Consider the following 25,117-nt stretch of genomic DNA (forward strand, 5'->3'; position numbering starts at 1 on the left):
AGTCGGGCGTATCGGCGCTGCTCTTCCTGGCCATACCCAAATCACCGAATCAACGTTTGCGCAGCCACTTTAGTCATGCGGCCGAGCGCATCGTAGCCACCATCAGGCGGGCGATGCGGCGGTTTATGTCGTCGGGCACGGGTTGGGCGCCGGCGATGAGGCCCGATCCCTTGGCGACCCGCTCGAGCGACAGTGCCTGAAGCATGAATCCCAGATCCATCGACTCGATCGAATTGCCCTTCGGCTCGCGCCCGGCAAGATTGAACATGCGGCCGTCGGCAACGAGGATGACGTGGCGGCCGTCGCTGAAGTCGAAACGTTGCAACGCGCCGCCGAGATCGGTGATCTTCGTTGCCATGTCACGCAACCGATCGACTTCGATCTCCCAAGGGAAATGTCCCGAATTGGCCAGCACCGCACCGCTTGCCATGGTGCTGACCGCCGCTGCGGGAAGCACGCCGGCGCGACCGGTCGCTGTGATGAACACCTCTGCCCACGGGGCAAGCGCATCCAGCGTCGCCACGCGATAGCCGTCGAGCGCCGCCTCCAGCGCCTTGATTTCATCAACCTCGGCCACCGCAACGCGCCCGCCCAGCGCGCGCAGGTACTGCGCGATGCCGCGCCCGCACCAGCCATAGCCGATGACGCAGAAGCGACGGCCGGGGACCATCAGGTTGGTGATGCGCATGAAGCTTTCGACCACCGACTGGCCGACCGCATGCTTGTTCTCCGCAAGCTGCTTGAGCGGGCTGTCGTTGATGACGATCGAGGGGAAGGGAAGTTTGCCGCCGAGTTCGCCGCGCAGGCGATCGCCGCCCGAGGTCGTTTCTTCGGTGCCGCCCACGATCGCGCTTGCCATGCCCCTGGCCAGCACGCCGGCGGCGAGATCGGCGCCGTTGTCGAGCAGGATATCGGGTTTCGCGTCGAGCACCCGTTCGAGATTGGCGTGGTGGTCGGCAAGCGTATCGGCACGGCTGCCCAATATCGCAATGCCCTGGCTCTGCAGAAAGGCGACGATGTCGTCCTGGGTCGAACCATGATTGCCGGTGCCGACGATTTCGGCGCCGCCGGCATGGAGCGTTTCGAGCAACACCGCGGTTTTCGGTTCGATGTGGAGCGACACGCCGATGCGCCGACCGGCGAAGGGTTGCGAGGTCTCGAATTCCGATCGCGTGGAGGCGAGCATAGCCATGCGCGAGCGGATCCATTTGATTCTGGAACGGCCCTGTTCGACAAGTTCTGTCTGTCCAGTGTTCGACCCGACCGTTACGTTCACCACTCTCACCTCCAAGGCATATGCAAAAACTATTTTTGTATATGACAAGTGGAGAGTCAACCCCTCCACGCAGAGGTGAAGCTTGGATACCGCTCGTCGACGTGCCGGATGCTCACCCTTCCTGGGGCACCGCCTGGGCGTCTGCACCGTCATCTTCAGTCGATCCGCGATGGAGGCCGACAAACACGATGACGGCGGTCAGAACCGTGATTGCCGCCAGTACGATCAGCAGCCTGTCGAACGCCGTCTCGTAGGCCTGGACCAGGACCGTGGCTCCGGCACCCGGCAAGCGGGCTGCCGCTTCGCCGACATTGCCGGTCACCAGCAGCTGCGCGGCGGCGGTTGCTCTGAGGGAAGGCGCCGTTCCCTGAACCGCCAGTTGCGCTGTCGTGAAACCCGACAGGACCGCCATGACGATGGCCAGCGCCACGCCTTCGCAAGCGACGCGGGTGGTGTTGAAGATGCCGACCGCCATGCCGGCGCGCTCCTTCGGCACGACGCTGACGGCAAGTCCGTCCATCAGCCCCCAGGGCAAAGCGATGCCGACGCCGATCAGCACCAGCGGCGCCACCAGGGCGATGGCGACAGGCGGTGTCAGGCTCAGCCAGACAAGACCGGCGGCGGCGACCAGCAGGCCGACGCCGCAGATCGTCGCCGGAGCGATCCAGCGTGCGACCTGGCCGGCAAGCAGAGGCAGGATCAGCAACGGCCCGGACAGGCAGATCATCAATTGCCCGGCCTCGATCTCGCTCATCCCCTCGATGCCGATGAAGCGGATCGGCAACAGCACCAGCAGAACGACGAAGCCATAGGCAGGGGCGGCCGCCAGAAACTGGACGCCGACGAAGCGCGGAAAGCGGAACAGCGAGAGATCGAGCATCGGCCGGCGCACGCGCCGCTCGACGACGACGAAGGCGGCAAAGAAGAGAGCAGCCATGGCGAGCAGCCCGATGACGAGCGGATCGGTCCAGCCGCTCTGCGGCGCCTGCAACACGCCATAGGTAAGCGTGGCCAGCGCGACGGTGAAAGTGCCGGCGCCCGCCCAGTCGAGACCGGTCGCATCCGGGTCACGCGATTCCTTGATGGTGCGCAGGCCGAGCAGGGCGGCTGCAATCGCAAGCGCTGCCACCAGAACGAAGATCGACCGCCAGCCGAAGGCTTCGATGATGAGGCCCGACGCGATCGGTCCGAAGGCGAGGCCGATGCCGAAGCTGGTGCCGAGGAAAGAGAAGGCGCGCAGCCGCAATTGGCCCTCGAACTCCTGGGCAAGCGCAGAGGCGCCGCCGGCGAAGGCGGCGGCACTGCCGAGCCCTTGCGCAGCCCGAAGTGTATCAAACCAGAGGATGTCAGGCGCCAGCATCGCGCCCAGAGTGGCCAGGACATAAAGGCCGAGGCCAACTAGGAATATCCGCTTGCGGCCATGATTGTCGGCGAGCGCGCCTGATGCCATCAGGGTGGCGGCGAAGGTCAGCATGAAGGCATTGGTCACCCAGTTGAGCGCGATCGGGCTGCCGCCGAGATCGGCAGCAATACGGGAAAGTGCGACGGCCGGGCCGGTGAAGGTCAAGGGCATGGTCATGGCGGCAAGGCATACCGACAGCAGGACGAGCCATGGCGCGGCTGCGCCGTTTGGGGTCTTCGGGGTCATGGATTTTCCTATCTGAAGCAGGATCCGCCGGCCTGCCGCTGGGAGCGCGGCGCCGGTCTGACGAGAAGATAGGCCGGCGACATTTCCAGAAAAATGGTATTAAATCTCCAGATATAGCGGACTGAAACGCTCGAATGGAGAGATGCGATGGATCGCCTCAACGGCCTCCTGGCCTTTGCCCGCACGGCTGAGTTCGGCAGCTTCATCGCCGCCGGCCGAACGCTCGGCATCTCGGCTTCGGCCGTCGGCAAGAGTGTCGCCAGGCTCGAGCAGGACCTCGGCGTGCGGCTGCTTCAGCGCAGCACGCGCCGCATCGGCCTGACCGAAGAGGGCAAGCTGTTCAACGAGCGGGTGCGGCGCATCCTCGACGACATCGACGATGCCGAGGCGATGTTGTCGCGGACGCGGGAAACGCCGCATGGCCGGCTGCGCGTTTCAACCCCGATCGTCACCTATCACCTGCTGTTCCCGGTGCTGTCGGAGTTCATGGCTCGTTATCCGGAAATAGAACTCGACATTGATTTCAACGATCGCATCGTCGACCTCATCGACGAAGGCGTCGACATCGCGATCCGCAGCGGCGACCTGCCGGATTCGCGCCTCGTGGCGCGGCCGCTTGCGCCCTTCCGGCTGCTGTTGTGTGCAGCACCTTCCTACATCGAGCGGCACGGCAGCCCGAGCGGACCGGACGATCTCGTGAACCACTACGGCATACGCTTCCGCTTTCCCAACAGCGGCAAGCTCCAGGGCTGGCCCTTCATCGGCGGCAGCGCCGAGCCGCAGGTCCGCTCGATGCTGACCTGCAACAACACCGAGGCGCTGAAGGGCGCCACGATGGCCGGTCTCGGCATCAGCTCCATGCCCGATTTCCTGGTTCGCGAGGCGCTGCGCGACGGCAAGCTGCGCACGGTGCTGGACGACCATGTCGATGGCCGCGGCCAGTTCCGCTTGCTGTGGCCATCCAACCGCCATTTGTCGCCGAAGGTTCGCGCTTTTGTCGATTTCCTCCCTGACCGGCTTGCCGCGACGCTGAGCGGTTCGTAGTCCTTCGCGGCGCCGACGGCGATGACGACGACAGCAAGGAATAGCGCTGCCTTCAGTAAGTCGCGCGGCCGCCGGAGAGATCGAACGTTGCGCCAGTGGTGAAGGAGTTTTCGTCCGACAGCATGAAGGCGATCATCGCGGCCGCCTCTTCGACCTCGACGAAGCGGCCGCGCGGAACCTTGCCCAGCATGTAGGCGACCTGGGCCTCGGTCAGCTGTTCGAGGATGCGGGTGCGCGCCGGTGACGGCGTCAGCGCGTTGACGGCGATGTCGTGGCCGGCCAGTTCCTTGCCAAGCGATTTTGTCAGCGCGAGCACGCCGGCCTTGGCGGCGGAATAGGCGGCGGCATTGGGATTGCCCTCCTTGCCCGCGACCGAGGCGATGTTGACGATGCGGCCGTAGCCGCGCGCGATCATGCCGGGCACCAGGCGCTTGCAGCAGTAGAAAACGCCGTTGAGGTCGATGTCGATGATCTGGCGCCAGGCGGCAGGATCATAAACCGCCACGGTCGCCGCCGGTCCGGCGATGCCGGCATTGTTGACCAGCAGATCGACCGGGCCGAGCGAGCGCTCGGTCTCGGTGGCGGCGCTGTCGACGGCCTCGATCAACGATTGATCGCAGTGCAAAGCCTCGACCCGGCCGAGCGGGGCGAGTTCGGCGACGGCGTTCTTCATCGCAGCCTGGTCGACATCCCAGATGGCAACGCTGGCGCCCGACGATAGCACGCGCCGGGCCACGGCAAGGCCGATGCCTTGCGCACCTCCGGTCACCACGGCGACACGGCTGGAGAGATCGACGGCATTGACGCGACGGTTCATGGGCAATTTCCTCTTCCCTGGGTCTTTATTGCTCAGTCCCTGACGGCTCTCGCCACCAGCCGCGCTATGCTCGGCCCGGCGATGAGCACGACCAGGAAGCGGGCCGACTGCAGCGCCATGACGAAGGATATGTCGACGTTCTGCGCGGCGGCGGCGATGATGGCGACGCTGTCCATGCCGCCGGGGCTGGTCGCGAGATAGGCGGTCAACGGATCGATGCCGAGGACATGGCTGATCAGCCAGGCGAGACCGCCGCAGAAGGCGATCAGCACGACGATCGAGCCGACGATCTGCGGCAGCGCCCGTGTCGCGTGGCGCAGGATTGCCCGTGTAAAATTCAGCCCGATCGACCAGCCGACCATCGCATAGCTGAGCGCCAGCAGCCATTGCGGCAATTGTATTGCCACGCCGAAGCCGAGATGGACGATGGTGCCGAAAATGAAGGTGCCGAGGAAGAAGGGCGAGGGCAGCCGGCAAAGGCGACCGAGCAGGCCGCCGATCAGCGCCACGCCGAGCGTGGCGGCAAAGGCAGCCGGATCGATCGGCGGGAACCAGACGATAGCTGGGATTTCAACGCCTGAGGTGTCGACCCACATTTTGGCGACGAGCGCTGCTGTCATCGAGACAAAGATGACGCGCAGATACTGCATGAAAGCGACGAGGCGCTGGTCGGCGCCGAAGGCACCGGCCATCAGCACCATGGCGGTGGCGGCACCCGGCGACGACCCCCAGACTGCGGTGGTGCCGGGCAGAATGCGCCAGCGGCTGATCAGCCAGCCGAGCAGGCTGGACGCCGCTAACGTCGCCAGCACCACGACGAGGAACAGCGGCCATTCCTTGTAGAAAACCGAGAAGATGTCGGCCGAGATCGACGCCGCGACCAGACAGCCGACCACGGCCTGCGCGGCGGCGAACAGCGGCCGCGGCACGCGCACGGTGGCGCCATTGGTGCCGGCAAGGATCGCCGCCAGCATCGGGCCGATCAGCAGGGCGGCCGGCAGTGCGGCATATTCCAGCGCGCCGGCGAACAGCAGCGAGAAGATCAGCAGCACCAGCCACTGCCGAACCGGGCGCATGCGCGCCATGCGTTCGACGGCCGGCTGATCTGGCGAGGAGTCCATGTCGGGTCCTAGATCTGGAAGAGAAAAATGCGAACCCTGTCTCGGAAGAAATTCACGACCCCGAGCCCGCCCTCGGATGTCACTCGTTCTTGACAGCAGCCAGGCCGAAACCGCCGGCCGGATGGGTCTCGACCTGGAATTCGAAGCCGGCGATGATCGGCCGCGCCTTGGCGATCGCCGCCTGGACTTCCGGCAGCTGCAGCGAAGCCTTGTGGCTCGCGGCGTCGGTCCAAACTTCGGTCACCCAGATCGCGTCGGCATCGGCCGGATCGCGGGCGATGACATAACTCAGGCAGCCGGGCATGGCGCCGGTCGAGGCGAGCAGGACGTCCATGATCGCGTCGCGCTGGCCGCGCGCCGCCCGCATCTTGCCGATCAGTCCGTACATTGCCTTACGTCTCCCCTTCAAACCTCAGCAAACGCTCGCATGGCGTGCATGGTTGCGAGACGCAGTATGCAATTGACCGCTCAAGGCATCAACTGGCCACCATTCACCTCGATCACCTGGCCGGTGATGTAGCCGCTCAGCAGGTCCGAGGAGAGGAACAGATAGGCTCCGACGCAATCCTCCGCCGTGCCGGCGCGCCCTTGAGGAATGGTGGCGACCATGCCCTTCATCTGCTCGTCGGTGGAATAGCGCTCGTGGAATGGGGTCAGGACAGTACCCGGCGCCACCGCGTTTACGCGGATGCCGAAGCCGATCAGTTCCTTGGCCATGCCGCGGGTGACGTTGGAGACGAAGGCCTTGGCCGAGCCGTAGAGCCCTGCACCGCCGCCGGCGCCATTGCGCGCGGCGATCGAAGAGGTGTTGACGATGAAGCCGCCCTGCTTCTTCAGCCAGGGCATCGCCTTACGTGACGCCGTCAGCACCGAGCGTGCGTTGAGGTCCATCACCGCATCGTAATGCGCCTCGGTCTGCTCGGCATAAGGCACACGGCCAAGCATGCCGCCGGCATTGTTGACCAGCCCGTCGAGCCGGCCGAAATGTTGCGCGCTCTCCTCGACAACACGCTCGACATCGGCGGCAGCTGAGAAATCGCCCTGGGTGAGGAACACCTCGCCGCCGCCGTCGCGGATGGTCTTGGCCAGCTTCTCGGCCGCCTCGCGGCTCGAATTGTAGTGCAGCGCGACACGGCTTTTTTGCGCGGCATAGGCCAGCGCAAGGGCAGCGCCTATGCCGGTCGAGGCGCCGGTGACCAGCACCGCCTTGCCGGCAAGATCTGGGATGACAAGAGCGGTCGCGGCCATGGGCACTTTTCCTTCGGGATTTCTGCTCTCCCTTCGTAGGCTCACACCGGCCTTGCGTTCAAGTCCGTGGCGGCTCACGGCCTGAGATAGGCGTAGCCCTGGCGCTGCAGTTCGGCGAGCTTGACGACACCACCCTTGTCGGCGGCGTGGAAGCCCTCGAGCAGGTCGGCAAGGGTGATCTCCACGCCCTTCATAGTGTTGCCGCAAGCATGCGGCTCGAGGCCCTGCTGGACAAGGCCGGCGAAGCGTCCCGAAATCGCCGCCGATATGCCTTTCGACTTGAAGCCGGCAAGGGCTGGACCATGCACGACCAGCACGATCTCGACCTTGCCGCCAGTGCCTTCATAGTGGTTCTTGATGTTGCCGAGCACGAAATTGACCTTGTCGAGGTCGCTGAGGTGATAGGCGACCTTCGGCTTGTCCTCGGCGGCGGCCGCCTGGCTCAGTCCAAACAGGCCGGCGGCGCCGGCAAGACTGGCACGGAACATGTCGCGTCGGCGCATGGCATCCTCCTCCTGGCGCTCACCGCAAATTGCGTGGCTGTGGCCATGATCCTAGCATAAACTGACGCTACGTCCTGTCGATGCGAGGGAGGGGCACATGACGTTCATGAAGTGGAAGAATTTCGCTGGCGCTGGATTTGGCGCCATGCTGCTCGGCGCGCTTGCGGGTTCGGCCGTCGCCGACGATGCGCTGAAACTGCCCGAACTCAGCCCGAACGGCGCCGATGCCTGTTTCGGCCGTGTCTACGACGCAGCCCACCTCAAGGCGCATCCGAAGCAGAAGGTGGCGCGGATTTTCTTCCTCTATGGCCATGATCCGGTGAGCCGTCCGAACGAGGAACCGATGGCAAACGCCGATACCTCCTATAATGGCTTTCTCACCACCACCGTGCGTAGCGCCAAGACGCCGCAATGGGCCGGTGGCTGGTGCAATCACGAGTCCGAGGACGGCAAGTCAGGTCCGATCCGCTGCGGCATGGACTGCGACCGCACCATGGCCTCGCTGAAGCTCGATGACAAAGGACGCCTGATCCTCACCGATGTCTCATCCGACCTCTATCTCGACGCCGGATCGGAAGACGAACTCGGCGAAGCCGAATACGACCGGCAGGCGCTGGGCTCGGAAGACGACAATTTCCGCCTCGACCCGATGCCCGCCGCAACCTGCAAGGCTGAATTCGCCAAGATCGATCCGATCGATCCGGCGCTCGGCGCTCCCTTGCGGGAACGGCTGAAGCCGGACCAGCCTTTCTGTTTCGGGCGCGACTACGATGCCGCGCATCTCTCCTCGCATCCCGACCAGGTGACACAATCGATCCGCGTCTTCCGCGGGCCGGTCGAACTCGCGTCCTTTGCCTCAGGCGGCGATGTCGCCAACTGGCCCGACGGCGCCGACATCGCGGTTTCGGTGACCATCCGGAAGAACGGGGCCAAGATTACGCAGACCTATTCCTGCCAGGGCGAAGCGGACCAGTGGCGCTGCGCGGCCAGTTCGAAGATGAGCAATTTTGCCTGCGACATCGCGCAGAAGGAAATCTACCTCAAGCGCGGCGCCAACGGCACCATGATGCTGGCCAACCCCAACAGCAGCCTGGCGATCGTCGATCTGTGTTCGAAGGCGGCGGATGGCAAGACGGCGTCCGATGACAAGGTCTATCGGTTGGAGGCGATGCCGCAGTCTGCGTGTGCGCCGTAAACACCAACGCTTCGTCATCCACTGGCGGAGCAAGGAGCGAAGCGCCGCGGCGCAGACCCGAGGATCCATGCCGCGACTTCGAAGCGTTGCTTCGGTGCAGAATTCTGCTCCGTTGTATTCCTAGACGGAGGTAACGGCATGGATTCTAGGGTCTTCGCGACGGAGCTTCGCTCCTGCTTCGCCCTAGAATGACGAAGGAGGGAGGCGCCGGCTAATCTCCAACATTCGCGAAGCTAGCACCATCAGGCGAACGGCACCGCCGTCGTGCCTTTCGGCAGCTTTGCCTCGTCGTCAGGCTCGACATGGATGGTGACGCGCACGGAGGGGATTTCGGCTTTCAGCGCGTCCTCGATGCGGTCGCAGATCACGTGGCTGGCGCCGACTGTCATGTCGGCGTCGACGACCAGGTGGAATTCGATAAAGGTGGCGCGGCCGGCGATGCGGGTCTTGAGGTCGTGAACCTCCAGCGCGCCCTTGCAATTGGCCGAGATGATGTCGCGGATGTGCATGTGTTCGGTCGTGTCGACGGCGCGGTCCATCAGGCCGTTCATCGACGAACCGATGACGTGCCAGCCCTGCCACAGGATGTTGAGCGCAACGATGACGGCAAGTGCCGGATCGAGGATCTGCCAGCCGGTCAGGATCGCGCCGACGAGGCCGCCAAACACGCCGATCGAGGTCACCACATCGGTCATGATGTGATTGCCATCGGCAACCAGCGCCGGTGATTTCGCGGCGCGGCCGGCGCGGATCAGCGTCCAGGCCCAGAAGGCGTTGATGACGGTGGCGACGCCGTTGACAGCGAGGCCTTCCCAGGGCTGTTCGAGCGGCGTCGGCGTTTGCCATGAGCGCCAGACCTCGTTGAGGATCAAAAGCGCGGCGAGTACGATCAGCACGCCTTCCAGCACTGCCGAGAAGTACTCCGCCTTGTGGTGGCCGAACGGATGATCCTGGTCGGCCGGCTTGTAGCTGACCTGGATCGCCCAGTAGGCGGCAGCCGAGGCGATGACGTTGACGATCGATTCCAGCGCATCCGAATAGAGCGCGACGGAGCCGGTGACGTACCAGGCGGCAAGCTTGAGCGCGAGCACGACGAAGGCAACGACGATCGACCAGAAGGCAAGGCTGGCGATCCTTTGCCTGGCCGCTGCCTTTGCTGCGATCGCCGCCATGTTCTCGGTTGCCGCCATAGTCGCTAAGCGGCCTTTTCCTTGGCCTTGCGCGGCAGATGCGCAACGATGTTCTCGATGATGCGCATGCCGGCATTGTGGCCGAGCGTCATGATCGATTCCGGATGGAACTGCACCGCGGCGATAGGCTCCTTGCGGTGCTCGAAGGCCATGATGATGCCGTCCTCGGTCTCGGCGGTGACGATGAAGCCGTCGGGCAGCCGTACCGGATCGGCAAAGATCGAGTGGTAGCGGCCGACGGTGACTTCCTTGGGCAGGCCGGAGAAGATGATGCCGGGCTTGGAGACGCGGATGCGCGACGGCTTGCCGTGCATCGGCACGTGCAACTGCCGGAGTTCACCGCCATAGGCTTCGGCCAGCGCCTGCAGGCCAAGGCAAACGCCGAAGATAGGCAGGTCGCGAGCCCTGGCCTTCTTGATGGTGGCGGCGCAGTCGAAATCCTTTGGCGTACCCGGTCCGGGTGACAGCACGACGAGGTCAGGTTTCAGCCGTTCGAACACTTCCTCCGGCACCGGCGTGCGGACGGTCGAGACATTGGCGCCGGTCTGGCGGAAATAGTTGGCCAGCGTGTGCACGAACGAGTCCTCGTGGTCGACGAGCAGGATGTTGACGCCGTCGCCGACGCGCGCGGTGGTGCGTTCGGTGCCGGCGGCGTTGCCTAATTTGGCGTCGCGAATGGCGGAGAGCATGGCGGATGCCTTCAGTTCGGTTTCGGCTTCTTCTTCCTCGGGGATGCTGTCGAAGAGCAGCGTGGCGCCGGCGCGCACCTCGGCGATGCCGTCCTTGATGCGGATGGTGCGCAAGGTCAGGCCGGTGTTTATGTCGCCGTTGAAATTGACCATGCCGATGGCGCCGCCATACCAGGCGCGCGGGCTCTTCTCGTTCTGTTCGATAAAGCGCATGGCCCAGAGTTTCGGCGCGCCAGTCACGGTGACCGCCCAGGCATGGGACAAGAAGGCGTCGAAGGCATCCATGCCTTCGCGCAAGCGCCCTTCGATGTGATCAACAGTGTGGATCAGGCGCGAATACATTTCGATCTGGCGGCGGCCGATGACACGCACCGAACCCGGATCACAGACCCTGGATTTGTCGTTGCGGTCGACATCCGAGCACATGGTCAGCTCGGATTCGTCCTTCTTGGAGTTGAGCAGCTTCAGGATCTGCTCGGAGTCGGAAATGGCGTCGTCGCCGCGCTTGATGGTGCCGGAGATCGGGCAGGTCTCGACCCGGCGGCCATTGACGCGCACGAACATTTCCGGCGAGGCACCGATCAGATACTCGTTTTCGCCGAGATTGATGAAGAAGGAATAGGGCGAGGGGTTGATCGATTTCAGCTTGCGCGAGATTTCGGAAGGTTGCGTCTCGCAGCGCTCGTAGAACATCTGGCCGGGCACGACCTCAAACAGGTCGCCGCGCTTGAAGGAGTCCATCGCCTTGCGCACCAGATTGGCATATTCGCCCGGCTCATGGTCGCCGCGCGGCGGGATGCGGTCGGCGGTCTTGAACGGCTCGGCGATTTCGTCGCGCGCCAGGCCCTCGGTCGAAAACCCTTCGCCGGAATAGTCGTAGCGGTCGGTCCAGGCCTTGGTCGAGTAATGGTCGACGACCAGGATCTCGTCGGGCAGGAACAGCACCAAGTCGCGCTGGCTCTGCTTGCGTTCGAGCGTGTAGTCGACCGGATCGAACTGGAACGCGAGGTCGTAGCCGAAGGCGCCGTACAGGCCGAGATTGGCGTCTTCTTCGGTCTTGAACAAAGCGGTGATGGCGCGCAGCACAGTGAAGACAGAGGGAACGCGGCTGCGCTCTTCCTCGGTGAAGACGCGGCCGGGCTTGGCGACGTCGAGGCGAATGAGGGTCTTCGAGGTCTCGGTGATCGTCACCTCGGCAAGGCCGGCAAGCGTCTTACCGATAACCGACAGCAGCACCTCGCCGCGCCCGTTCAGAGCCTCGATGCGCATGGCGCGGCCGCGCGCGGAAATCACCAGCGGCGGATCGATGATGGCCGTATCCCAGCGCGTGTAGCGGCCGGGATATTCATAATTCGAGGAAAACACCGCACCCCGGCGCGAATTCAGCCCGTCGACATAGGCGTCGATGGCTCCGGCATAGGGCTTGTCGTGACGATCGCGGGTGATGGTGACGCCACCCGCGGTCACGAAGCGTTCCGCGCCGTTTTCCAGAACCTTTATCGTCGTCATTGCCGTCTCCATCTGGCTTGTTGGGCAACGGACCCGGGACTGGCTTTGAAAAAACAAATGGCCGCCCGGACATTCCGTTGCGGCCACCTTCTATTTTCACGCGCACGCGTTCGAACAGGCCGCTGTCAGCGAGCCCACCACCAAATGGTCTTGATCGAACGCATGTTCATGGGCGAAATCCATAGCGGCGAAAAGCCGGATGCGCAACAGGTTTGAAAGGCCTGTTTGTGGCCGCCGCTTCCGCGGCCCATGGCACATCGCCAAGGCCGGAGGGCGTGCCTAGACTACCCGTCCAACACCGAGAAAGACGGGAAAGATAGCAAATGACCGACCAGATCGAGCGCGCACGCACATTCCACGCCCTTCACGTCAAGGGCAACCCGATCGTTCTCTACAATGCCTGGGATCCGGGCTCGGCCAAGATCGTCGAGAAAGCGGGGGCCAAGGCCATCGCCACTGGAAGCTGGCCGGTGGCAGCCGCCTTCGGCTATGCCGATGGCGAGAAGATTCCTCTGGAATTGGCGCTGGACAACATCAGGCGCGTCGTCGCGGCGGTCGACCTGCCGGTGACCATGGACCTCGAAGGCGGCTACGGCGTCGAACCAGAGGTCGTCGCTCAGACAGTGACGCGTGCCTTGCAGGCCGGCGCCATCGGCTTCAATTTCGAGGACCAGATCGTCGGCGGCGCCGGCCTGCACGACATCGCCGTACAGGTGAAGCGGATCGAGGCGGCAGCGGCGGCGATGAAGGCTTCCGGCATTCCCGCTTATCTCAACGCCCGCACCGACATCTTCCTCAAGGCCAAGCCGGATGCGCATGACAAGGCGCTGCTCGACCAGACGATCGAGCGCGCGAAGGCCTATGAAAAGGCCGGCGCGAGCGGCTTCTTTGCGCCGGGTCTTGGCGACGAGGGGCTGATCGAGGCACTCTGCAGCGCGACTGCGCTACCGGTCAACATCATCGCGCTGGCGCATGTGCCGCCACGCCAGCGGCTGGCCGAACTCGGCGTCTCACGCATCAGCCACGGGCCTGTGCCTTACCGGCAGATGGCCGAATGGCTGGAGGCCAAGGCGCGGTTGGCCATTTCGGGATAGTGGTGCTGCATAGGGCAGCCGTTTGGGGATAGGGCGGAAGCCCCGACTTCGTCATCCCAGGGCGAAGCAGGAGCGCAGCTCCGTCGCGGAGACCCTGGGATCCATGCCGGGACTTTAGCCGTGGAGTGCAGCGAAGCAGAATTCCGTACCGCTGCGGGGCTCAGATGTAACGGCATGGATTCCAGGGTCTGCGCTGCGTCGCTTCGCTCCTTGCTCAGCCCTAGAATGACGAAGTTTCCTTAGTCCTCCAGCGTGCCTGACCTCGCGTCGGCGCTTTTCTTGTCGCCGACCAGCTTCAAGAGGTCCTCGCCGGCGCGGATGATGCGGCGCGAGCGGCGGGTCAGGATGACGCCGTCCTGCGGCGCCATTACCTCCGTACGGCCGCCGGCCTCGCCAGGTGTATGGACGATTGTGGCGAGGCGTGCGCCTTTGGAAACGCGGTCGCTGGGCTTCACGTCGTAGAGCACGGCACCCGCCCGGGGTGCCGGCATCATGTCGATGTTTTCCAACGGCGCGACGAAACCAGTGAAAGGACCGGGTGCGGCCAGGGCCGGGTCGGCGATCACGCCGCGCGCCACCAAAAGCCGGTAGAGCCCTTCGGCATCGGATGCGGCCAGCTCGCCGTCGACATCGAGCATGCCGCGATATTCGACCGTGGTGGCGACGCGCCGCTCGAACTTCGCCACGTCGGCGGGGACGTTCTGGTAGGGCATGATCGTGGCGCCCTCGAAGGTGCCGGCGCTGTCTTCGCTCCACAGCACCACCGCATCGATGCCCATGGCGGCGGCGCAATCGGCCATTGCCGGCCACAGGCTGGTGTGGACGTAGAGATAGGCCAGCCCTTCATCGTCACAATGCAGATCAAGCACGATGTCGTGGCCGATGGAAAGTTGCAGCAGCCGCGTCTTCAACTGCTGGTCGGCGGTGCCGAACGTGGTGTCCGGCAACAGTGCGGCATCAGGCGCGGCAAGCAGCGGAAAGGCACGGTTGAAGTTGGTGCGGGTGCCGAGATGAAAGCGGCCCTGATGTTCGCCGAAATGATATTGCGCGCGGCCGATCGGGTTGGCCCAGGGCACGACCGTGATGTTGCCCCTGATGCGCCCCTCGGCCTCGGCCCTGTTCAACGCCGGCATCAATGCGTCGATGGCGACGACGCCCGGCAATTCGCCGGCATGGAGTGCCGACTGCAGATAGGCAGAGGGCGCTGCCTTGTCGGCGCCGGTGAAGTGGAATGCCGGGAATTCGTAGAAAACGCCTTCGCTGTCGCCGGCAATGCGTTCGATCGATTTCTGCATGGGATGCCTCCAGGAAAAGAGGCAGAACACATGCACGTTTGCCGTAGGGCTGTCGATTGGTCCAGTTCGCGCCGCCATGGGCGCAATGGAATTATTCGGCGGCAGCCTGAACAGCCACCGGCGCTGATCGTTCGAGCGCCTGCGAGACAACGGCCACGCTAACGGCCAGCAGCGCGAGTACCGCGCCTACCAACGGCAGATGGGCATAGGAGACGCCAGCGGAAAGGGCCACGCCGCCGATCCAGGCGCCGCTGGCATTGCCGACATTGAAGGCGCCCTGGTTGAGCGTGGCGGCAAGGTTCGGTCCTTCGGACGCCGCCTCGACGACACGGATCTGCAGCGGCGGCACGACGACGAAGATCAGCAGACCCCACAGGAAGACGACGCCGATGGCGACGCTGGCGATGGCGCCGAACTGCATGAAGCCGACAAACAGCACCGCCATCAAAAGCAGCGTGCCGATCACCGTCGGCATCAATTTCCAGTCGGCCAGCCGGCCGCCGATGATGTTGCCTATGGTCATGCCCGCGCCGAACAGCAGCAGCACCCAGGTGACCGCGGAGGTCGACAAGCCGGAGACCTCGGTGAGATAGGGCTTGATGTAGGTGAAGACGGCAAACAGGCTGGCCGAGGCCAGCGAGGCGATCAGCATGGCGAGCCAGACCTGCAGCTTGCCCAACACGCGCAGTTCGCCGCGCAGGCCGCCACCGCTCGGTTCAGCGACGTTGGAGGGCACCAGCCAGGCGATGGCGGCGACCGAGATCAGGCCGATGCCGACCACTGCGAAGAAGGTGGAGCGCCAGCCGAACGCCTCGCCAAGCGCGGTGCCGGCCGGAACGCCGAGAATGTTGGAGAGCGTCAATCCCGCGAACATCATCGCCATGGCGCTGGCGCGCTTGTTGCGCGGCACAAGGCTCGCGGCAACCACAGAACCGATGCCGAAGAAGGCGCCGTGGCCGAAAGCGGTGAAGACACGTGCCGCCATCAGGAGCCAGTAGTTGGGCGCGATGGCGCAGAGGAGATTGCCGACGACGAACATCGCCGTCAGCGCGACCAGCACCGGCTTGCGCGGCAAATGCGCGGTGGCCATGGCGACGATCGGCGCGCCGAAGACGACGCCCAGCGCATAGCCGGTGACCAGCAGACCGGCCGAGGGGATCGACACGCCGAGATCGGCGGCAACCTCCGGCAGCAGGCCCATAATGACGAATTCGGTGGTGCCGATACAGAAGGATGCAATGGCAAGCGCAAGGATCGGCAAAGGCATGGAAAGTCCAGACTGAATCGGTTCAATTCAGACTGAACGAGAAGCCGTGCCGCGCGCAATGCACATTGCTGCAATGCACCAATGCAGAAAGCGCGGAGCTTGACGTAGAGTTACGTCAGGCGAGCGGCTTCAGCTCCTGCGCGATGGTCGGCAGCAGTTCCGAGACGTTGGGATGGATATGCACAGCGCGCGCCAGCGTGTCGACCGGCGCCTTGGCGTACATCAGGTCGAGCACGCAGTGCACGGCTTCGTCGCCACCAGGGCCGAGCACGGAACAGCCGAGGATCTCCCTGGTGTCGGCATCGACCAGGATCTTCATGAAACCTTGCGTCTCGCCTTTTTCGACGGCGCGGCCGACGCGGGTCATCGGCCGCTGGCCGACCAGCGCCTTGCGCCCGGACTTTCTCACCGCCGCCTCGGTCATGCCGCAGCGGCCGAGCGGCGGATCGATATAGAGCGCATAGGCCTCGATGCGGTCACTGACCTTGCGTGGATCGTTGTCGAGCAGGTTGGCAGCGACGATCTCAAAGTCATTATACGAGGTGTGGGTGAAGGCGCCCTTGCCGTTGCAGTCGCCCATCGCCCAGATGCCAGGCACGCTGGTGCGCAGCTGATCGTCGACGGTGACGAAGCCGCGCAGATCGACCGCGACGCCAGCCTTGTCGAGGCCGAGATCGTCGGTGTTGGGGGTGCGGCCGAGCGCCAGAAGCACATGCGAGCCGACCACCGGAGGCTTGCCGGCTGAGAAGCTCACGTCGATGTCGTTGCCCTGCTTGGCAAAGCGGATGTCGTCGGCGCCGACATGGACCGCTATGTCTTCGTTTTCGAGGATCGACAGGATGGCAGCCGAAACGTCCTCGTCCTCGCGGCCGGTCAGCCGCGGGCTCTTCTCGATGACGGTGACTTCGCTACCGAAGCGGCGGAACATCTGGGCGAATTCGAGTGAGATGTAGCTGCCGCCGACGACGATGAGATGGCGCGGCAAAATTTCGAGATCCATCATCGAGGAATTGGTGAGGTAGTCGATGTCGTGGATGCCGGGCAGGTCGGGCACCGAAGCGCGGCCGCCGGTGTTGAGGAAGATTTTTTCAGCGGTCAAAAGGTCGTCGCCGACGCGGACCGTGTTGGCGGATTCGAAGCGCGCATGGCCGCGATAGAGGGTGCAGCCCTTCATGCCGGCGATCCAGGTCTCCAGATTGGTGCGGGAGTCATTCGTGACCTTGTCCTTGCGCGCCTTGATCACCTTGTAGTCAACCCCGACAGGGCCGGAGAGCGTCACCCCATAGTCCGCCGCGCGCCGCGCCAGATGCGCGGCATAGGCGCTGGCAACCATGGTCTTGGTCGGCATGCAGCCGGTGTTGACGCAGGTGCCGCCGATCAGCTTGCGCTCGATCAGCGCCACGCTCATGCCGGCTGAGGTCAGCCGACCGGCGAGCGATGGGCCGGCCTGTCCGGCGCCGATGACGATGGCGTCGAATGTCCTTGCCGTCATGCCACCGCCGCCACGATCAGCAGGCCGCCGATGATCGCTACCGCGTCCTCGATGAGAGCGGCAGGCAAATCCTTGCCGAAGGCGGCTGCCAGCCGGCCGCGCGCTTCGGCGCCGCCATACGTGCCGATGACCGCGCCGATGGCGCCGGCGATCAGGCTGCCAATGGTGGAACCGGCGGTGGCGCCGATCACCGCACCGCTGAAGGCGCCCATGAGGATGCGAGCGCCGAACTGCTGCGGCACCTTGCGGCTCGGCGTCGAGGGCAGCTGGTCGGTGATGAGTTCAACGATGGCCAGGATGGTGAAGATGCCGACGGCGGCCCAATGGCCCATGAAACTTGCCCAGGTGCCGGCGACAGGCAGCCAGCCGAGATAAGCGCCCCAGGCGACCGCGGCCGGCGCGGTCATGGCGCGAAGACCGGCGATGATGCCGATCAGAAGTGCAAGCAGGTAAAGCATGTAGATCCCCTCAGAACCTCGGACGGCCCGCGCGGCAAGCTAGCATAGGCCGGGCATTTGGCCAGCGGGGTTTTCCCCGGCGGAGGATTATGCTTTGGCAGGAGATCAGATTGGAGGCGTGGCCATGTCCGCAAGCGAACGCACGAAAATGATTGCAGGCGAGTGGTACACCTGCATCGACAACGATCTGGAAGCGCTGCGGGTGATCGCGCGCGATGCGGTGTTCGAGCACAATACGCTGTCGCCCCGGCAGCGCGGCAATATCGGTCCGGCGTTATCGGCGCTGCTCGGCAGCGCTGGCGAGCGTGCCCGCATCGAGGCGCCGTTCCATTGCGCCTACGGTTTCAACATCCATCTCGGCGAGGGCGCCTTCCTCAATGCCGGCTGCACCATCCTCGACACCGCTCCGGTGCGCATCGGCCAGCGGACGTTGCTTGGTCCCAATGTGCAGATCTACTGCGCCGAGCACCATAAGGAGGCCGCAGGTCGCCAGGCGGGGTTGGAGATCGCCAGGGCGGTCACCATCGGCGACAGCGCCTGGATCGGCGGCAGCGCCATCATCCTCGGCGGCATCAGCATCGGCGATGGCGCCATCGTCGGCGCCGGCGCGGTGGTGACGCGCGACGTGCCTGACAACACGACGGTGGTCGGCAATCCTGCCCGAGCGGTCAAGCGCGGCTGAATGCGCGTCCGCCGATGATCAATGAGACAGGGCGGACATCGCCTGCTCGCCGGTCCGCCTGGAGAATTCGCGCCGGTATTGGGCCGGCGAGGTTCTGAGTCGTGCGGCGAAATGCTGGCGCAGCGAGGTGGCGCTGCCGAAGCCGGCTTCGAAGGCCACCATGTCCATCGATTTCTCGGTCGCCTCCAGCAGACGTTGCGCGAACTCGATGCGCTGGCCGGCCAGCCATTCGCCAAAGCTGGTGCCGATCGATTTTTGGAAACGGCGGGTGAAGGTGCGCCGGGTCAGGCCGGCGGCCTCGGCCACGCGGTCGAGGCTGTGCGTTTCACCTAATGTTGCCCGCACCGTGTCGAGCGCCTGGGTGAAGCGGTCGGTTGCCGGGGTTTTCGCCAGCGGGCGCTCGATGAATTGCGCTTGGCCGCCTTGGCGGTGCGGCGAGAGCACAATGTGCCTGGCCAGCCGCAACGCTACTTCGGCGCCATAGCGGGCGCGCACGATGTGCAGGCAGCAGTCGAGCCCAGCGGCGACACCGGCCGAGGTGACGATGTCGCCATCATCGACATAGAGCACGTCGGCGTCGACTTCGATGTCGGGATGCAGCGCCTGTAACCGGTCGGTGGAGGACCAATGCGTGGCCGCCCGCCGGCCGGCAAGCAGCCCGGCGGCGGCAATGGCAAATGTGCCGAGGCAGAGGCCGACGATCAGCGCGCCGCGCCGGTGCGCGCGCGAAAGCGCTTCGAGGAGCGAGGTGGGAAGCGGGGCGTCGAGATCTTTCCAGCTGGGAATGATGATGATGTCGGCAGCGTCGAACGCCGAGAGCCCATGCGGAACAGCGATCGTCAGCCCGGCATCGGTGTGGATGGGTCCATCGTCGAGCGCGCAGACGCGAAAGTCGAAACGCGGCAGACCGAGCTTGGTGCGGTCGGTGCCGAACACCACGCATGGGACCGAGAGGTGGAACGGGCTGATGCCGTCAAAAGCGAGGACGGCGATGATGGGGTCGGTCATGGTCGGTTCCAGCAAGAGAGCGGATTGTCCCAATTCTTTCGAACGATGTCAATCGGGCCACTTTTGGCAACCGGGCGATCCGCCTATTTTCAGCCCGTCCCATTCAAGCCCGAAAGGAAACTCCATGTCCGCCAACACCACGCCGCGCCGCGCACTTATCGTCATCGATGTCCAGAATGATTATGACGGCGGCAACCTCGCCATCCAGCATCCGCCGTTCCGCGACAGCGTGGTCAATGTGGCGCGCGCCATGGATGCCGCCGCTGCCGAAGGCGTGAAGGTGGTTGTCGTCAAGCAGATGGCGCCGGAGACGTCGCCGATCTTCGCCAAGGGCAGCCATGGCGGAGAACTGCATCCCGAGATCGCCAGGCGAGAGCGCGACCACTATGTCGAAAAGTCGCTACCTAGCGCCTTCGCCGGCACCGATCTTGAGGAATGGCTGCGCGCCAACGCCATCGATACGATCACGGTGATCGGCTACATGACGCATAATTGCGATCTGTCGACCATCATCCACGCCGCGCATGTCGGCTTTGCGGTCGAATTCCTGTCCGACGCCACCGGCTCGCTGCCTTACGCCAACAGCGCCGGTTACGCCTCGGCCGAGGAGATCCACCGGGTGGTGACGGTCATCCTGCAGTCGCGCTTTGCAGCCGTGCTCGACACCGCCGAATGGATCGATGGCCTGAAGACGGGCGCCCTGCCCAAGCGCGACACGATCTATGCCTCCAACCAGCAGGCGCTGGCGCGCAACGCGGCGTAACGCCCTGGAAACAAAAAAAGGCGCCGCATCGCTGCGGCGCCTTTTTTCGTTGAGACTGTAAGGTCCTAGAACAGGCCTTCGATCTGACCTGCTTCGTTGAGGAAGATCTTTTCCGAGGACGGCGCCTTGGGCAGGCCCGGCATGGTCATGACCTCGCCGCAGATCACGACGACGAAGCCGGCGCCCGCCGACAGCCGGACCTCGCGCACCGGCACGGTGTGGCCGGTCGGCGCGCCGCGCAGGTTCGGGTCGGTCGAGAAGGAATACTGGGTCTTGGCCATGCAGACCGGCAGCTTGCCGTAGCCGGCCTGTTCCCAGGCGTGCAACTGGTCGCGCACCGACTTGTCGGCGATCGCCTCGGAGCCGCGATAGATGCGCTGGACGATGGTGTTGATCTTCTCGAACAGCGGCATGGCGTCGGGATAGAGCGGCGCAAACTGTGACGCCCCGGATTCGGCCAGCGCCACCACCTTGTTGGCGAGGTCCTCGATGCCGGCCGATCCCTTGGCCCAATGCTTGCACAGGATCGCTTCTTCGCCCATCGAGGCGACGTAGTCCTTCATCGTCTGGATTTCAGCGTCGGTGTCGGAATAGAAGTGGTTGATGGCAACCACCGCCGGCACGCCGAACTGGCGGATGTTCTCGATGTGACGGCCAAGATTGGCGCAGCCCTTCTTCACCGCCTCGATGTTTTCCTTGCCGAGGTCTTCCTTCTTGACGCCGCCATTCATCTTCATGGCGCGCACGGTGGCGACGATGACCGCGGCCGCTGGCTTCAGGCCCGCCTTGCGGCACTTGATGTCGAAGAATTTTTCGGCGCCGAGATCAGCGCCGAAACCGGCTTCGGTGACGACATAGTCGGCGAGCTTCAGCGCCGTCGTGGTGGCGACGACCGAGTTGCAGCCATGGGCGATGTTGGCGAACGGGCCGCCATGGACGAAGGCCGGGTTGTTTTCCAGCGTTTGCACCAAATTGGGCTGCATGGCGTCCTTCAGCAGCACGGCCATGGCGCCGTCGGCCTTGAGGTCGCGGGCATAGACGGCCGACTTGTCGCGGCGATAAGCGACGATGATGTCGCCGAGGCGCTTTTCCAGGTCCTTCAGGTCGGTGGAAAGGCACAGGATCGCCATGACTTCCGAGGCGACGGTGATGTCGAAGCCGCCTTCGCGCGGGAAACCGTTGGCGACGCCGCCGAGCGAGCAGATCATCTCGCGCAGCGCCCGGTCGTTCATGTCCATGACACGGCGCCAGACGACGCGGCGGGTGTCGATGCCGAGCTCGTTGCCCCAGTAGATGTGGTTGTCGATCAGCGCCGAAAGCAGATTATGCGCCGTGGTGATGGCGTGGAAGTCGCCGGTGAAGTGGAGGTTCATGTCCTCCATCGGCACGACCTGCGCATAGCCGCCGCCGGCGGCACCGCCCTTGACGCCGAAATTCGGGCCGAGCGAAGCTTCGCGGATGCAGACGATCGCCTTCTTGCCGATGCGGTTGAGACCGTCGCCGAGGCCAACCGTCGTCGTCGTCTTGCCTTCGCCTGCCGGCGTCGGGTTGATTGCGGTGACGAGGATCAGCTTGCCGTCCTTGTTGCCCTTCACCGACTTGATGAACTCGGCAGATATTTTCGCCTTGTCGTGGCCATAAGGCAGAAGGTGCTCGGTCGGGATGCCGATCTTGGCGCCGATCTCCTGAATCTGCTTTTTCTTGGCGCCGCGCGCGATCTCGATGTCGGACTTCACTTCGGCCATGACGGCTTTCCTTCGGATTGGACGGTGGACGGGACGGGGTTGATGACTGTGGTCGTCGCAGGCAATTCGAAACGGCCGTTAGGCGCGCGGGCATGTTCTAACCCTGTCGCTGCCGCGGCGTCAACTTGCATGCAACTATGTTTCCTATGAAGAAAGTGTCTCCGCGGCCGGGCCGACCTGCCGTCGGTTCTTCCTGGCTCCGTTGCCGCGCCGTATAGAAGCCAGAGGATGCGACATTGCGCCGTCTCAAAACAGCCGCGCAATGCACGGAATGCGACAGAGGCGACGGCGCAAATTCGCCATCGCTATGCCTAAAGCGCAATGCGCTTTAGGCAATTATTCTTGTGCATGTCGTTATCCCAAAACCGGGACCACTTTGGGCGACATGCATCGAGCGACTGACGTTACTGCGTCAGGACGTTGCTGATCTCGACCATGTTGGAGCGCACCCGAAGCACATAGAAACCCATCGTCGTCAGGTGGGTCGGCATGATCCAGCCGTCCTCGCGGCCATTGGCGATGATGAAGGGCTGGATGCGCAGCGCCGAGACGAATTGCGCATCCATCGTGTCCCATAGATTGCCGAGATGCTTTTCCTTGATGACGTCCTCGAAATCGGCCTGGGCGCCCTTCATCAGGCCGTAATAGGCGTAGAGCTGGCCATAGGCGAACCAGAAACGGTCATCGGCGCGGAAGTCGAACCAGCCATCGTTGTGGTTCTCGGCCCGCTCCTTGAGGATGGCCGAGGTCGAGCCGATGTCGGAGGAGATGCGGTCGATATACTGCTTCAGATTGTCGGCGCGGGCGTCGAACGTCGCCTGGCAGGTGGCAAGGCGGGCGTTGAAGGAGCGCAGCTTGTTGACGGCATCGCGATAATAGCTCGGCGTCGGCGTCTTGGGCCCGAACGGGTTCAGGCCGAAATACCAAGTGTATTCGTCGAACTGCAGATTGCCGCGCGCGTCCTGCAGGTCGGCGTCGATCTGCGAGGTCGTGCGCACACGGCCGAGATTGTCGGCAAGCTCGGTCGCGGTGCGGCGCACCGCCTGGTTGATACCGCGCTGGAACGAGGCCTTGTTGTCCATGAACGGCGTATGATCCCAGTCGACGCCGAACAGGCCGAGCTTGTAGAGGATCATCGACGAGATCCAGGCATTCTGGTTGACGTTGAAGTCGGTCAGGTCGGCCGCTACCTGGGCGATGCCCGAATTGCCGCAGGTTTTGGCGGTCTCGGTGCCGGCGCCTGCCGCGACCTGTTCGCCGGCCGAAATGTTGCGGTTCTCGAAGGTGTATTTGTCGACGTAGTTGGGGTCGAACTTGTTCCACCACTGGGTGGCGTAGAAGAAGTTGGCGTAGAGGCCGATCAGCACCAGCAGAGCCAGGCCGACCACCGCCTTCAGGATCCAGCCGCGCTGCGTGTACCAGCGCCCGGCCCACATGAACGGCCACAGGATCACGCCGATGACCAGGCCGATGCCGCGGCCTATCCACTGGAAGATGCGGGTGAAGAAATTCACGATCGGATCAAGCATGGCTCACGTCACCCCTCAGCATGATGCCAAAAAGTTGCAGACTTTTTGGACAACATCATGCGCCAAAACAATAAGTTAGAACGAAATGACGGCTCATTTCGTTCTAGTCAGTCAGGCCGTAAAGGCGCGTGCGAAACGCCACCTTGTCCTTCAAATATGTGGTTTTCAGAACGTCCACAACATGCGATCGCCAGGCGTCGCTGAAGCCGTCATAGTCCTTGTAGAAGCCGGGCTTGTTGAAGACGTAGCGCGAGACGAAGTCCTGCGGCACGAAATCCGAGATCAGCTGGTTGGTCAGCCAGGCGTCGGGATGGTCGGGCTTGCCGCGCACGACGAGGAAGCGCTGGCGCGGCGGGACATCCTCGATTTTGAGATGGCCGAGCTGGGCGATCTCGCGCTTGGCGGCGTTGAGGAAAGGAAAATTGCCGTCGCTGGTGATCAGGTCGGCATGGCCGTGGATCCAGGTCTGCAGCCAAACCTTGTCGACGTCGGTCAGATTGCGGTTCGGCTCGGTGTCGCGGATGAGGGAGCGCACGACCATCTCGGCGCGATGCTCGAGATAACCCGAGCTTTCGACCCATGACGCCCGCGGCAGTTCGATACGGCCGGTGCTGGCGAGGAACTTGAACACCTTGTCGGCATCGTTGATCGAGAGATAGCTGACCTGCCAGGGACGCGAACGGCGAAAGCCTGGTGCGGCCGGATCGCTGATGACCGTCGTCATGTCGGGGTCGACGAAGACGTAGAGCCCGCCGAAATGGCTGGTCCAATAGGCGTTGTGGCGGAAGATCACCTGGTCGGGCACCAGCGCGTTCTCGCGGATGTCGCCGCACACCTTCGCCAGCTCCACCATGCGGGTCAGCATGGCGTTGTCGCGCCAGGCGTGCGGCTCCTGCTTCAGCCGGTCGACCAGCTTGCCGAGCTCGGCGGCCTTGCCCAGCACGTCCTCGGCCGACAGCACCTTGAACTCGACCTGGCTGATAGACAGCAGGTCCTCGATGTCGTTGACCAGCGGAACGGAATCCTCGATCTCGCCGTAGATGACGTCCTTGATGGTCAGCGCATCGATAGCGCGCTGGTTCTTGGACATGAACTCGAACATCAGCTGCGAGGTGTTGGAAAAGGCGGTGTGCACCACCGGCAGCTCGATCTGCGACGGCGTCAGGATGATGAAGCGGCGGTTGACCTCATTGGGATCGAGATAGTCGTAATCGCCGCATTCCTCGGCCACTTCAGGCGAGAAGCCGGTGCGGTCGATCTGGAAGCTCTTCAGCTTGGTCGGCTTGAGGCCGAAGGCAACAAGCGCCTTGTTGTAGCGCTGGATGAGATGCGACTCGTCGACAGTGAGCAGCCGGCCGTAGATGAGCTCGTTGTCGCGCAGAAGGTCGGGTTTTTTATGGGCGCTCATCCTGCCTTCTCCCCGTTCACGGGGAGAAGGTGCCCGAAGGGCGGATGAGGGGCGCGAGCCTTCCTTCTCCCCTTGTGGGAGAAGGTGGATCGGCGCGCAGCGCCGAGACGGTTGAGGGGTGTTGGAAGGATCGCCG

At 63.9% G+C, this 25,117-nt stretch carries 22 protein-coding genes; 5 read left to right on the plus strand and 17 right to left on the minus strand.

The features are described from left to right. Window positions 1-73: 73 nt before the first annotated feature. Together H0241_RS29480 and H0241_RS29485 are read right to left on the minus strand one after the other, a co-directional pair. On the minus strand, window positions 74-1,285 hold the full coding sequence (locus H0241_RS29480; protein WP_328824888.1) for an adenosylhomocysteinase: 1,212 nt from the start codon (window positions 1,283-1,285) through the stop codon (window positions 74-76). Window positions 1,286-1,388: 103 nt separating this feature from the next. Next, window positions 1,389-2,924, minus strand: a complete 1,536-nt coding sequence (locus H0241_RS29485) for an MFS transporter (RefSeq protein WP_181061288.1) — start codon at window positions 2,922-2,924, stop codon at window positions 1,389-1,391. A gap of 147 nt (window positions 2,925-3,071) precedes the next feature. Between H0241_RS29485 and H0241_RS29490 the strand changes: the two genes are divergently transcribed. Then, a complete protein-coding gene (locus tag H0241_RS29490) occupies window positions 3,072-3,968 on the plus strand; it encodes a LysR family transcriptional regulator (RefSeq protein ID WP_181061289.1) in 897 nt (298 codons plus the stop codon). 52 nt (window positions 3,969-4,020) lie between these two features. Here H0241_RS29490 and H0241_RS29495 read toward each other — a convergent pair whose 3' ends face one another. The 5 genes from H0241_RS29495 to H0241_RS29515 form a co-directional block, all read right to left on the minus strand. Continuing rightward, the gene (locus tag H0241_RS29495) at window positions 4,021-4,785 is read right to left on the minus strand and encodes an SDR family NAD(P)-dependent oxidoreductase (RefSeq protein ID WP_181061290.1); all 765 of its coding nucleotides are present in this window, start codon (window positions 4,783-4,785) and stop codon (window positions 4,021-4,023) included. Window positions 4,786-4,817: 32 nt separating this feature from the next. After that, window positions 4,818-5,906: an AbrB family transcriptional regulator gene (locus tag H0241_RS29500; RefSeq protein ID WP_181061291.1), complete on the minus strand. Its 1,089-nt coding sequence runs from the start codon at window positions 5,904-5,906 to the stop codon at window positions 4,818-4,820. A gap of 79 nt (window positions 5,907-5,985) precedes the next feature. Continuing rightward, a complete protein-coding gene (locus tag H0241_RS29505; protein WP_181061292.1) occupies window positions 5,986-6,294 on the minus strand; it encodes a putative quinol monooxygenase in 309 nt (102 codons plus the stop codon). 80 nt (window positions 6,295-6,374) lie between these two features. Continuing rightward, a complete protein-coding gene (locus H0241_RS29510; RefSeq protein WP_181061293.1) occupies window positions 6,375-7,154 on the minus strand; it encodes an SDR family NAD(P)-dependent oxidoreductase in 780 nt (259 codons plus the stop codon). Between the two features lie 74 nt (window positions 7,155-7,228). After that, the gene (locus H0241_RS29515) at window positions 7,229-7,657 is read right to left on the minus strand and encodes a DsrE family protein (RefSeq protein ID WP_181061294.1); all 429 of its coding nucleotides are present in this window, start codon (window positions 7,655-7,657) and stop codon (window positions 7,229-7,231) included. A gap of 97 nt (window positions 7,658-7,754) precedes the next feature. On the opposite strand from H0241_RS29515, the gene H0241_RS29520 reads away from it, so the two are divergent. Continuing rightward, window positions 7,755-8,852 carry a hypothetical protein gene (locus H0241_RS29520; RefSeq protein ID WP_181061295.1) on the plus strand — a complete coding sequence of 366 codons (1,098 nt, stop codon included), beginning with the start codon at window positions 7,755-7,757 and terminating at the stop codon, window positions 8,850-8,852. Between the two features lie 242 nt (window positions 8,853-9,094). Here H0241_RS29520 and H0241_RS29525 read toward each other — a convergent pair whose 3' ends face one another. Together H0241_RS29525 and H0241_RS29530 are read right to left on the minus strand one after the other, a co-directional pair. Beyond that, window positions 9,095-10,042 (minus strand): cation diffusion facilitator family transporter, encoded by a 948-nt coding sequence (locus H0241_RS29525; protein ID WP_328824890.1) that lies wholly within the window; start codon window positions 10,040-10,042, stop codon window positions 9,095-9,097. 5 nt (window positions 10,043-10,047) lie between these two features. After that, window positions 10,048-12,252, minus strand: a complete 2,205-nt coding sequence (locus H0241_RS29530; RefSeq protein ID WP_407941786.1) for an anthranilate synthase — start codon at window positions 12,250-12,252, stop codon at window positions 10,048-10,050. A 311-nt stretch (window positions 12,253-12,563) separates the two neighbouring features. Here H0241_RS29530 and H0241_RS29535 point away from each other — a divergent pair, with 311 nt between their 5' ends. Next, on the plus strand, window positions 12,564-13,334 hold the full coding sequence (locus tag H0241_RS29535; RefSeq protein ID WP_181061297.1) for an isocitrate lyase/PEP mutase family protein: 771 nt from the start codon (window positions 12,564-12,566) through the stop codon (window positions 13,332-13,334). 239 nt (window positions 13,335-13,573) lie between these two features. Here the strand turns inward: H0241_RS29535 and H0241_RS29540 are convergent, their stop codons facing one another. The 4 genes from H0241_RS29540 to H0241_RS29555 all read right to left on the minus strand — a co-directional run bounded on the left by H0241_RS29540 (window position 13,574) and on the right by H0241_RS29555 (window position 17,846). Then, window positions 13,574-14,629 (minus strand): M14 family metallopeptidase, encoded by a 1,056-nt coding sequence (locus tag H0241_RS29540; protein ID WP_181061298.1) that lies wholly within the window; start codon window positions 14,627-14,629, stop codon window positions 13,574-13,576. A 91-nt stretch (window positions 14,630-14,720) separates the two neighbouring features. After that, window positions 14,721-15,896: an MFS transporter gene (locus tag H0241_RS29545; protein WP_181061299.1), complete on the minus strand. Its 1,176-nt coding sequence runs from the start codon at window positions 15,894-15,896 to the stop codon at window positions 14,721-14,723. Between the two features lie 115 nt (window positions 15,897-16,011). Then, on the minus strand, window positions 16,012-17,388 hold the full coding sequence (locus H0241_RS29550) for an FAD-containing oxidoreductase (RefSeq protein WP_181061300.1): 1,377 nt from the start codon (window positions 17,386-17,388) through the stop codon (window positions 16,012-16,014). Further along, window positions 17,385-17,846, minus strand: coding sequence for a DUF4126 domain-containing protein (locus tag H0241_RS29555; protein ID WP_181061301.1), 462 nt, complete (start codon window positions 17,844-17,846; stop codon window positions 17,385-17,387). The genes H0241_RS29550 and H0241_RS29555 overlap by 4 nt, the downstream gene beginning before the upstream one ends. A 124-nt stretch (window positions 17,847-17,970) precedes the next feature. Between H0241_RS29555 and H0241_RS29560 the strand changes: the two genes are divergently transcribed. Next, window positions 17,971-18,528, plus strand: coding sequence for a sugar O-acetyltransferase (locus H0241_RS29560; RefSeq protein ID WP_181061302.1), 558 nt, complete (start codon window positions 17,971-17,973; stop codon window positions 18,526-18,528). Window positions 18,529-18,546: 18 nt separating this feature from the next. Here the strand turns inward: H0241_RS29560 and H0241_RS29565 are convergent, their stop codons facing one another. Further along, window positions 18,547-19,536 carry a helix-turn-helix domain-containing protein gene (locus tag H0241_RS29565; RefSeq protein ID WP_181061303.1) on the minus strand — a complete coding sequence of 330 codons (990 nt, stop codon included), beginning with the start codon at window positions 19,534-19,536 and terminating at the stop codon, window positions 18,547-18,549. A 124-nt stretch (window positions 19,537-19,660) separates the two neighbouring features. Between H0241_RS29565 and H0241_RS29570 the strand changes: the two genes are divergently transcribed. Next, the gene (locus tag H0241_RS29570) at window positions 19,661-20,299 is read left to right on the plus strand and encodes a cysteine hydrolase family protein (protein WP_181061304.1); all 639 of its coding nucleotides are present in this window, start codon (window positions 19,661-19,663) and stop codon (window positions 20,297-20,299) included. A 65-nt stretch (window positions 20,300-20,364) separates the two neighbouring features. Here the strand turns inward: H0241_RS29570 and H0241_RS29575 are convergent, their stop codons facing one another. The 3 genes from H0241_RS29575 to H0241_RS29585 all read right to left on the minus strand — a co-directional run bounded on the left by H0241_RS29575 (window position 20,365) and on the right by H0241_RS29585 (window position 24,981). Further along, complete coding sequence (locus tag H0241_RS29575; RefSeq protein WP_181061305.1) at window positions 20,365-22,044, minus strand: formate--tetrahydrofolate ligase; 1,680 nt, start codon at window positions 22,042-22,044, stop codon at window positions 20,365-20,367. A 404-nt stretch (window positions 22,045-22,448) separates the two neighbouring features. After that, on the minus strand, window positions 22,449-23,573 hold the full coding sequence (locus H0241_RS29580) for a DUF2333 family protein (protein WP_181061306.1): 1,125 nt from the start codon (window positions 23,571-23,573) through the stop codon (window positions 22,449-22,451). Window positions 23,574-23,676: 103 nt separating this feature from the next. After that, entirely contained in the window at window positions 23,677-24,981 is a 1,305-nt protein-coding gene (locus H0241_RS29585; protein ID WP_181061307.1) for a DUF6638 family protein, read from the minus strand. Window positions 24,982-25,117: the final 136 nt, after the last annotated feature.

The sequence above is a fragment of the Mesorhizobium neociceri genome, from assembly GCF_013520985.1.
Taxonomy (GTDB): Bacteria; Pseudomonadota; Alphaproteobacteria; order Rhizobiales; family Rhizobiaceae; genus Mesorhizobium; species Mesorhizobium neociceri.

What these genes read in the sequence shown, in the direction of transcription:
- H0241_RS29585 (WP_181061307.1), bottom strand. Translation starts at nt 24,981, where the DNA reads ATGAGCGCCCATAAAAAACCCGACCTTCTGCGCGACAACGAGCTCATC.
- H0241_RS29540 (WP_181061298.1), bottom strand. Translation starts at nt 14,629, where the DNA reads ATGCAGAAATCGATCGAACGCATTGCCGGCGACAGCGAAGGCGTTTTC.
- H0241_RS29575 (WP_181061305.1), bottom strand. Translation starts at nt 22,044, where the DNA reads ATGGCCGAAGTGAAGTCCGACATCGAGATCGCGCGCGGCGCCAAGAAA.
- H0241_RS29485 (WP_181061288.1), bottom strand. Translation starts at nt 2,924, where the DNA reads ATGACCCCGAAGACCCCAAACGGCGCAGCCGCGCCATGGCTCGTCCTG.
- H0241_RS29510 (WP_181061293.1), bottom strand. Translation starts at nt 7,154, where the DNA reads ATGGCCGCGACCGCTCTTGTCATCCCAGATCTTGCCGGCAAGGCGGTG.
- H0241_RS29580 (WP_181061306.1), bottom strand. Translation starts at nt 23,573, where the DNA reads ATGCTTGATCCGATCGTGAATTTCTTCACCCGCATCTTCCAGTGGATA.
- H0241_RS29520 (WP_181061295.1), top strand. Translation starts at nt 7,755, where the DNA reads ATGACGTTCATGAAGTGGAAGAATTTCGCTGGCGCTGGATTTGGCGCC.
- H0241_RS29545 (WP_181061299.1), bottom strand. Translation starts at nt 15,896, where the DNA reads ATGCCTTTGCCGATCCTTGCGCTTGCCATTGCATCCTTCTGTATCGGC.
- H0241_RS29555 (WP_181061301.1), bottom strand. Translation starts at nt 17,846, where the DNA reads ATGCTTTACCTGCTTGCACTTCTGATCGGCATCATCGCCGGTCTTCGC.
- H0241_RS29490 (WP_181061289.1), top strand. Translation starts at nt 3,072, where the DNA reads ATGGATCGCCTCAACGGCCTCCTGGCCTTTGCCCGCACGGCTGAGTTC.
- H0241_RS29570 (WP_181061304.1), top strand. Translation starts at nt 19,661, where the DNA reads ATGTCCGCCAACACCACGCCGCGCCGCGCACTTATCGTCATCGATGTC.
- H0241_RS29535 (WP_181061297.1), top strand. Translation starts at nt 12,564, where the DNA reads ATGACCGACCAGATCGAGCGCGCACGCACATTCCACGCCCTTCACGTC.
- H0241_RS29550 (WP_181061300.1), bottom strand. Translation starts at nt 17,388, where the DNA reads ATGACGGCAAGGACATTCGACGCCATCGTCATCGGCGCCGGACAGGCC.
- H0241_RS29565 (WP_181061303.1), bottom strand. Translation starts at nt 19,536, where the DNA reads ATGACCGACCCCATCATCGCCGTCCTCGCTTTTGACGGCATCAGCCCG.
- H0241_RS29500 (WP_181061291.1), bottom strand. Translation starts at nt 5,906, where the DNA reads ATGGACTCCTCGCCAGATCAGCCGGCCGTCGAACGCATGGCGCGCATG.
- H0241_RS29525 (WP_328824890.1), bottom strand. Translation starts at nt 10,042, where the DNA reads ATGGCGGCAACCGAGAACATGGCGGCGATCGCAGCAAAGGCAGCGGCC.
- H0241_RS29530 (WP_407941786.1), bottom strand. Translation starts at nt 12,252, where the DNA reads ATGGAGACGGCAATGACGACGATAAAGGTTCTGGAAAACGGCGCGGAA.
- H0241_RS29560 (WP_181061302.1), top strand. Translation starts at nt 17,971, where the DNA reads ATGTCCGCAAGCGAACGCACGAAAATGATTGCAGGCGAGTGGTACACC.
- H0241_RS29505 (WP_181061292.1), bottom strand. Translation starts at nt 6,294, where the DNA reads ATGTACGGACTGATCGGCAAGATGCGGGCGGCGCGCGGCCAGCGCGAC.
- H0241_RS29515 (WP_181061294.1), bottom strand. Translation starts at nt 7,657, where the DNA reads ATGCGCCGACGCGACATGTTCCGTGCCAGTCTTGCCGGCGCCGCCGGC.
- H0241_RS29495 (WP_181061290.1), bottom strand. Translation starts at nt 4,785, where the DNA reads ATGAACCGTCGCGTCAATGCCGTCGATCTCTCCAGCCGTGTCGCCGTG.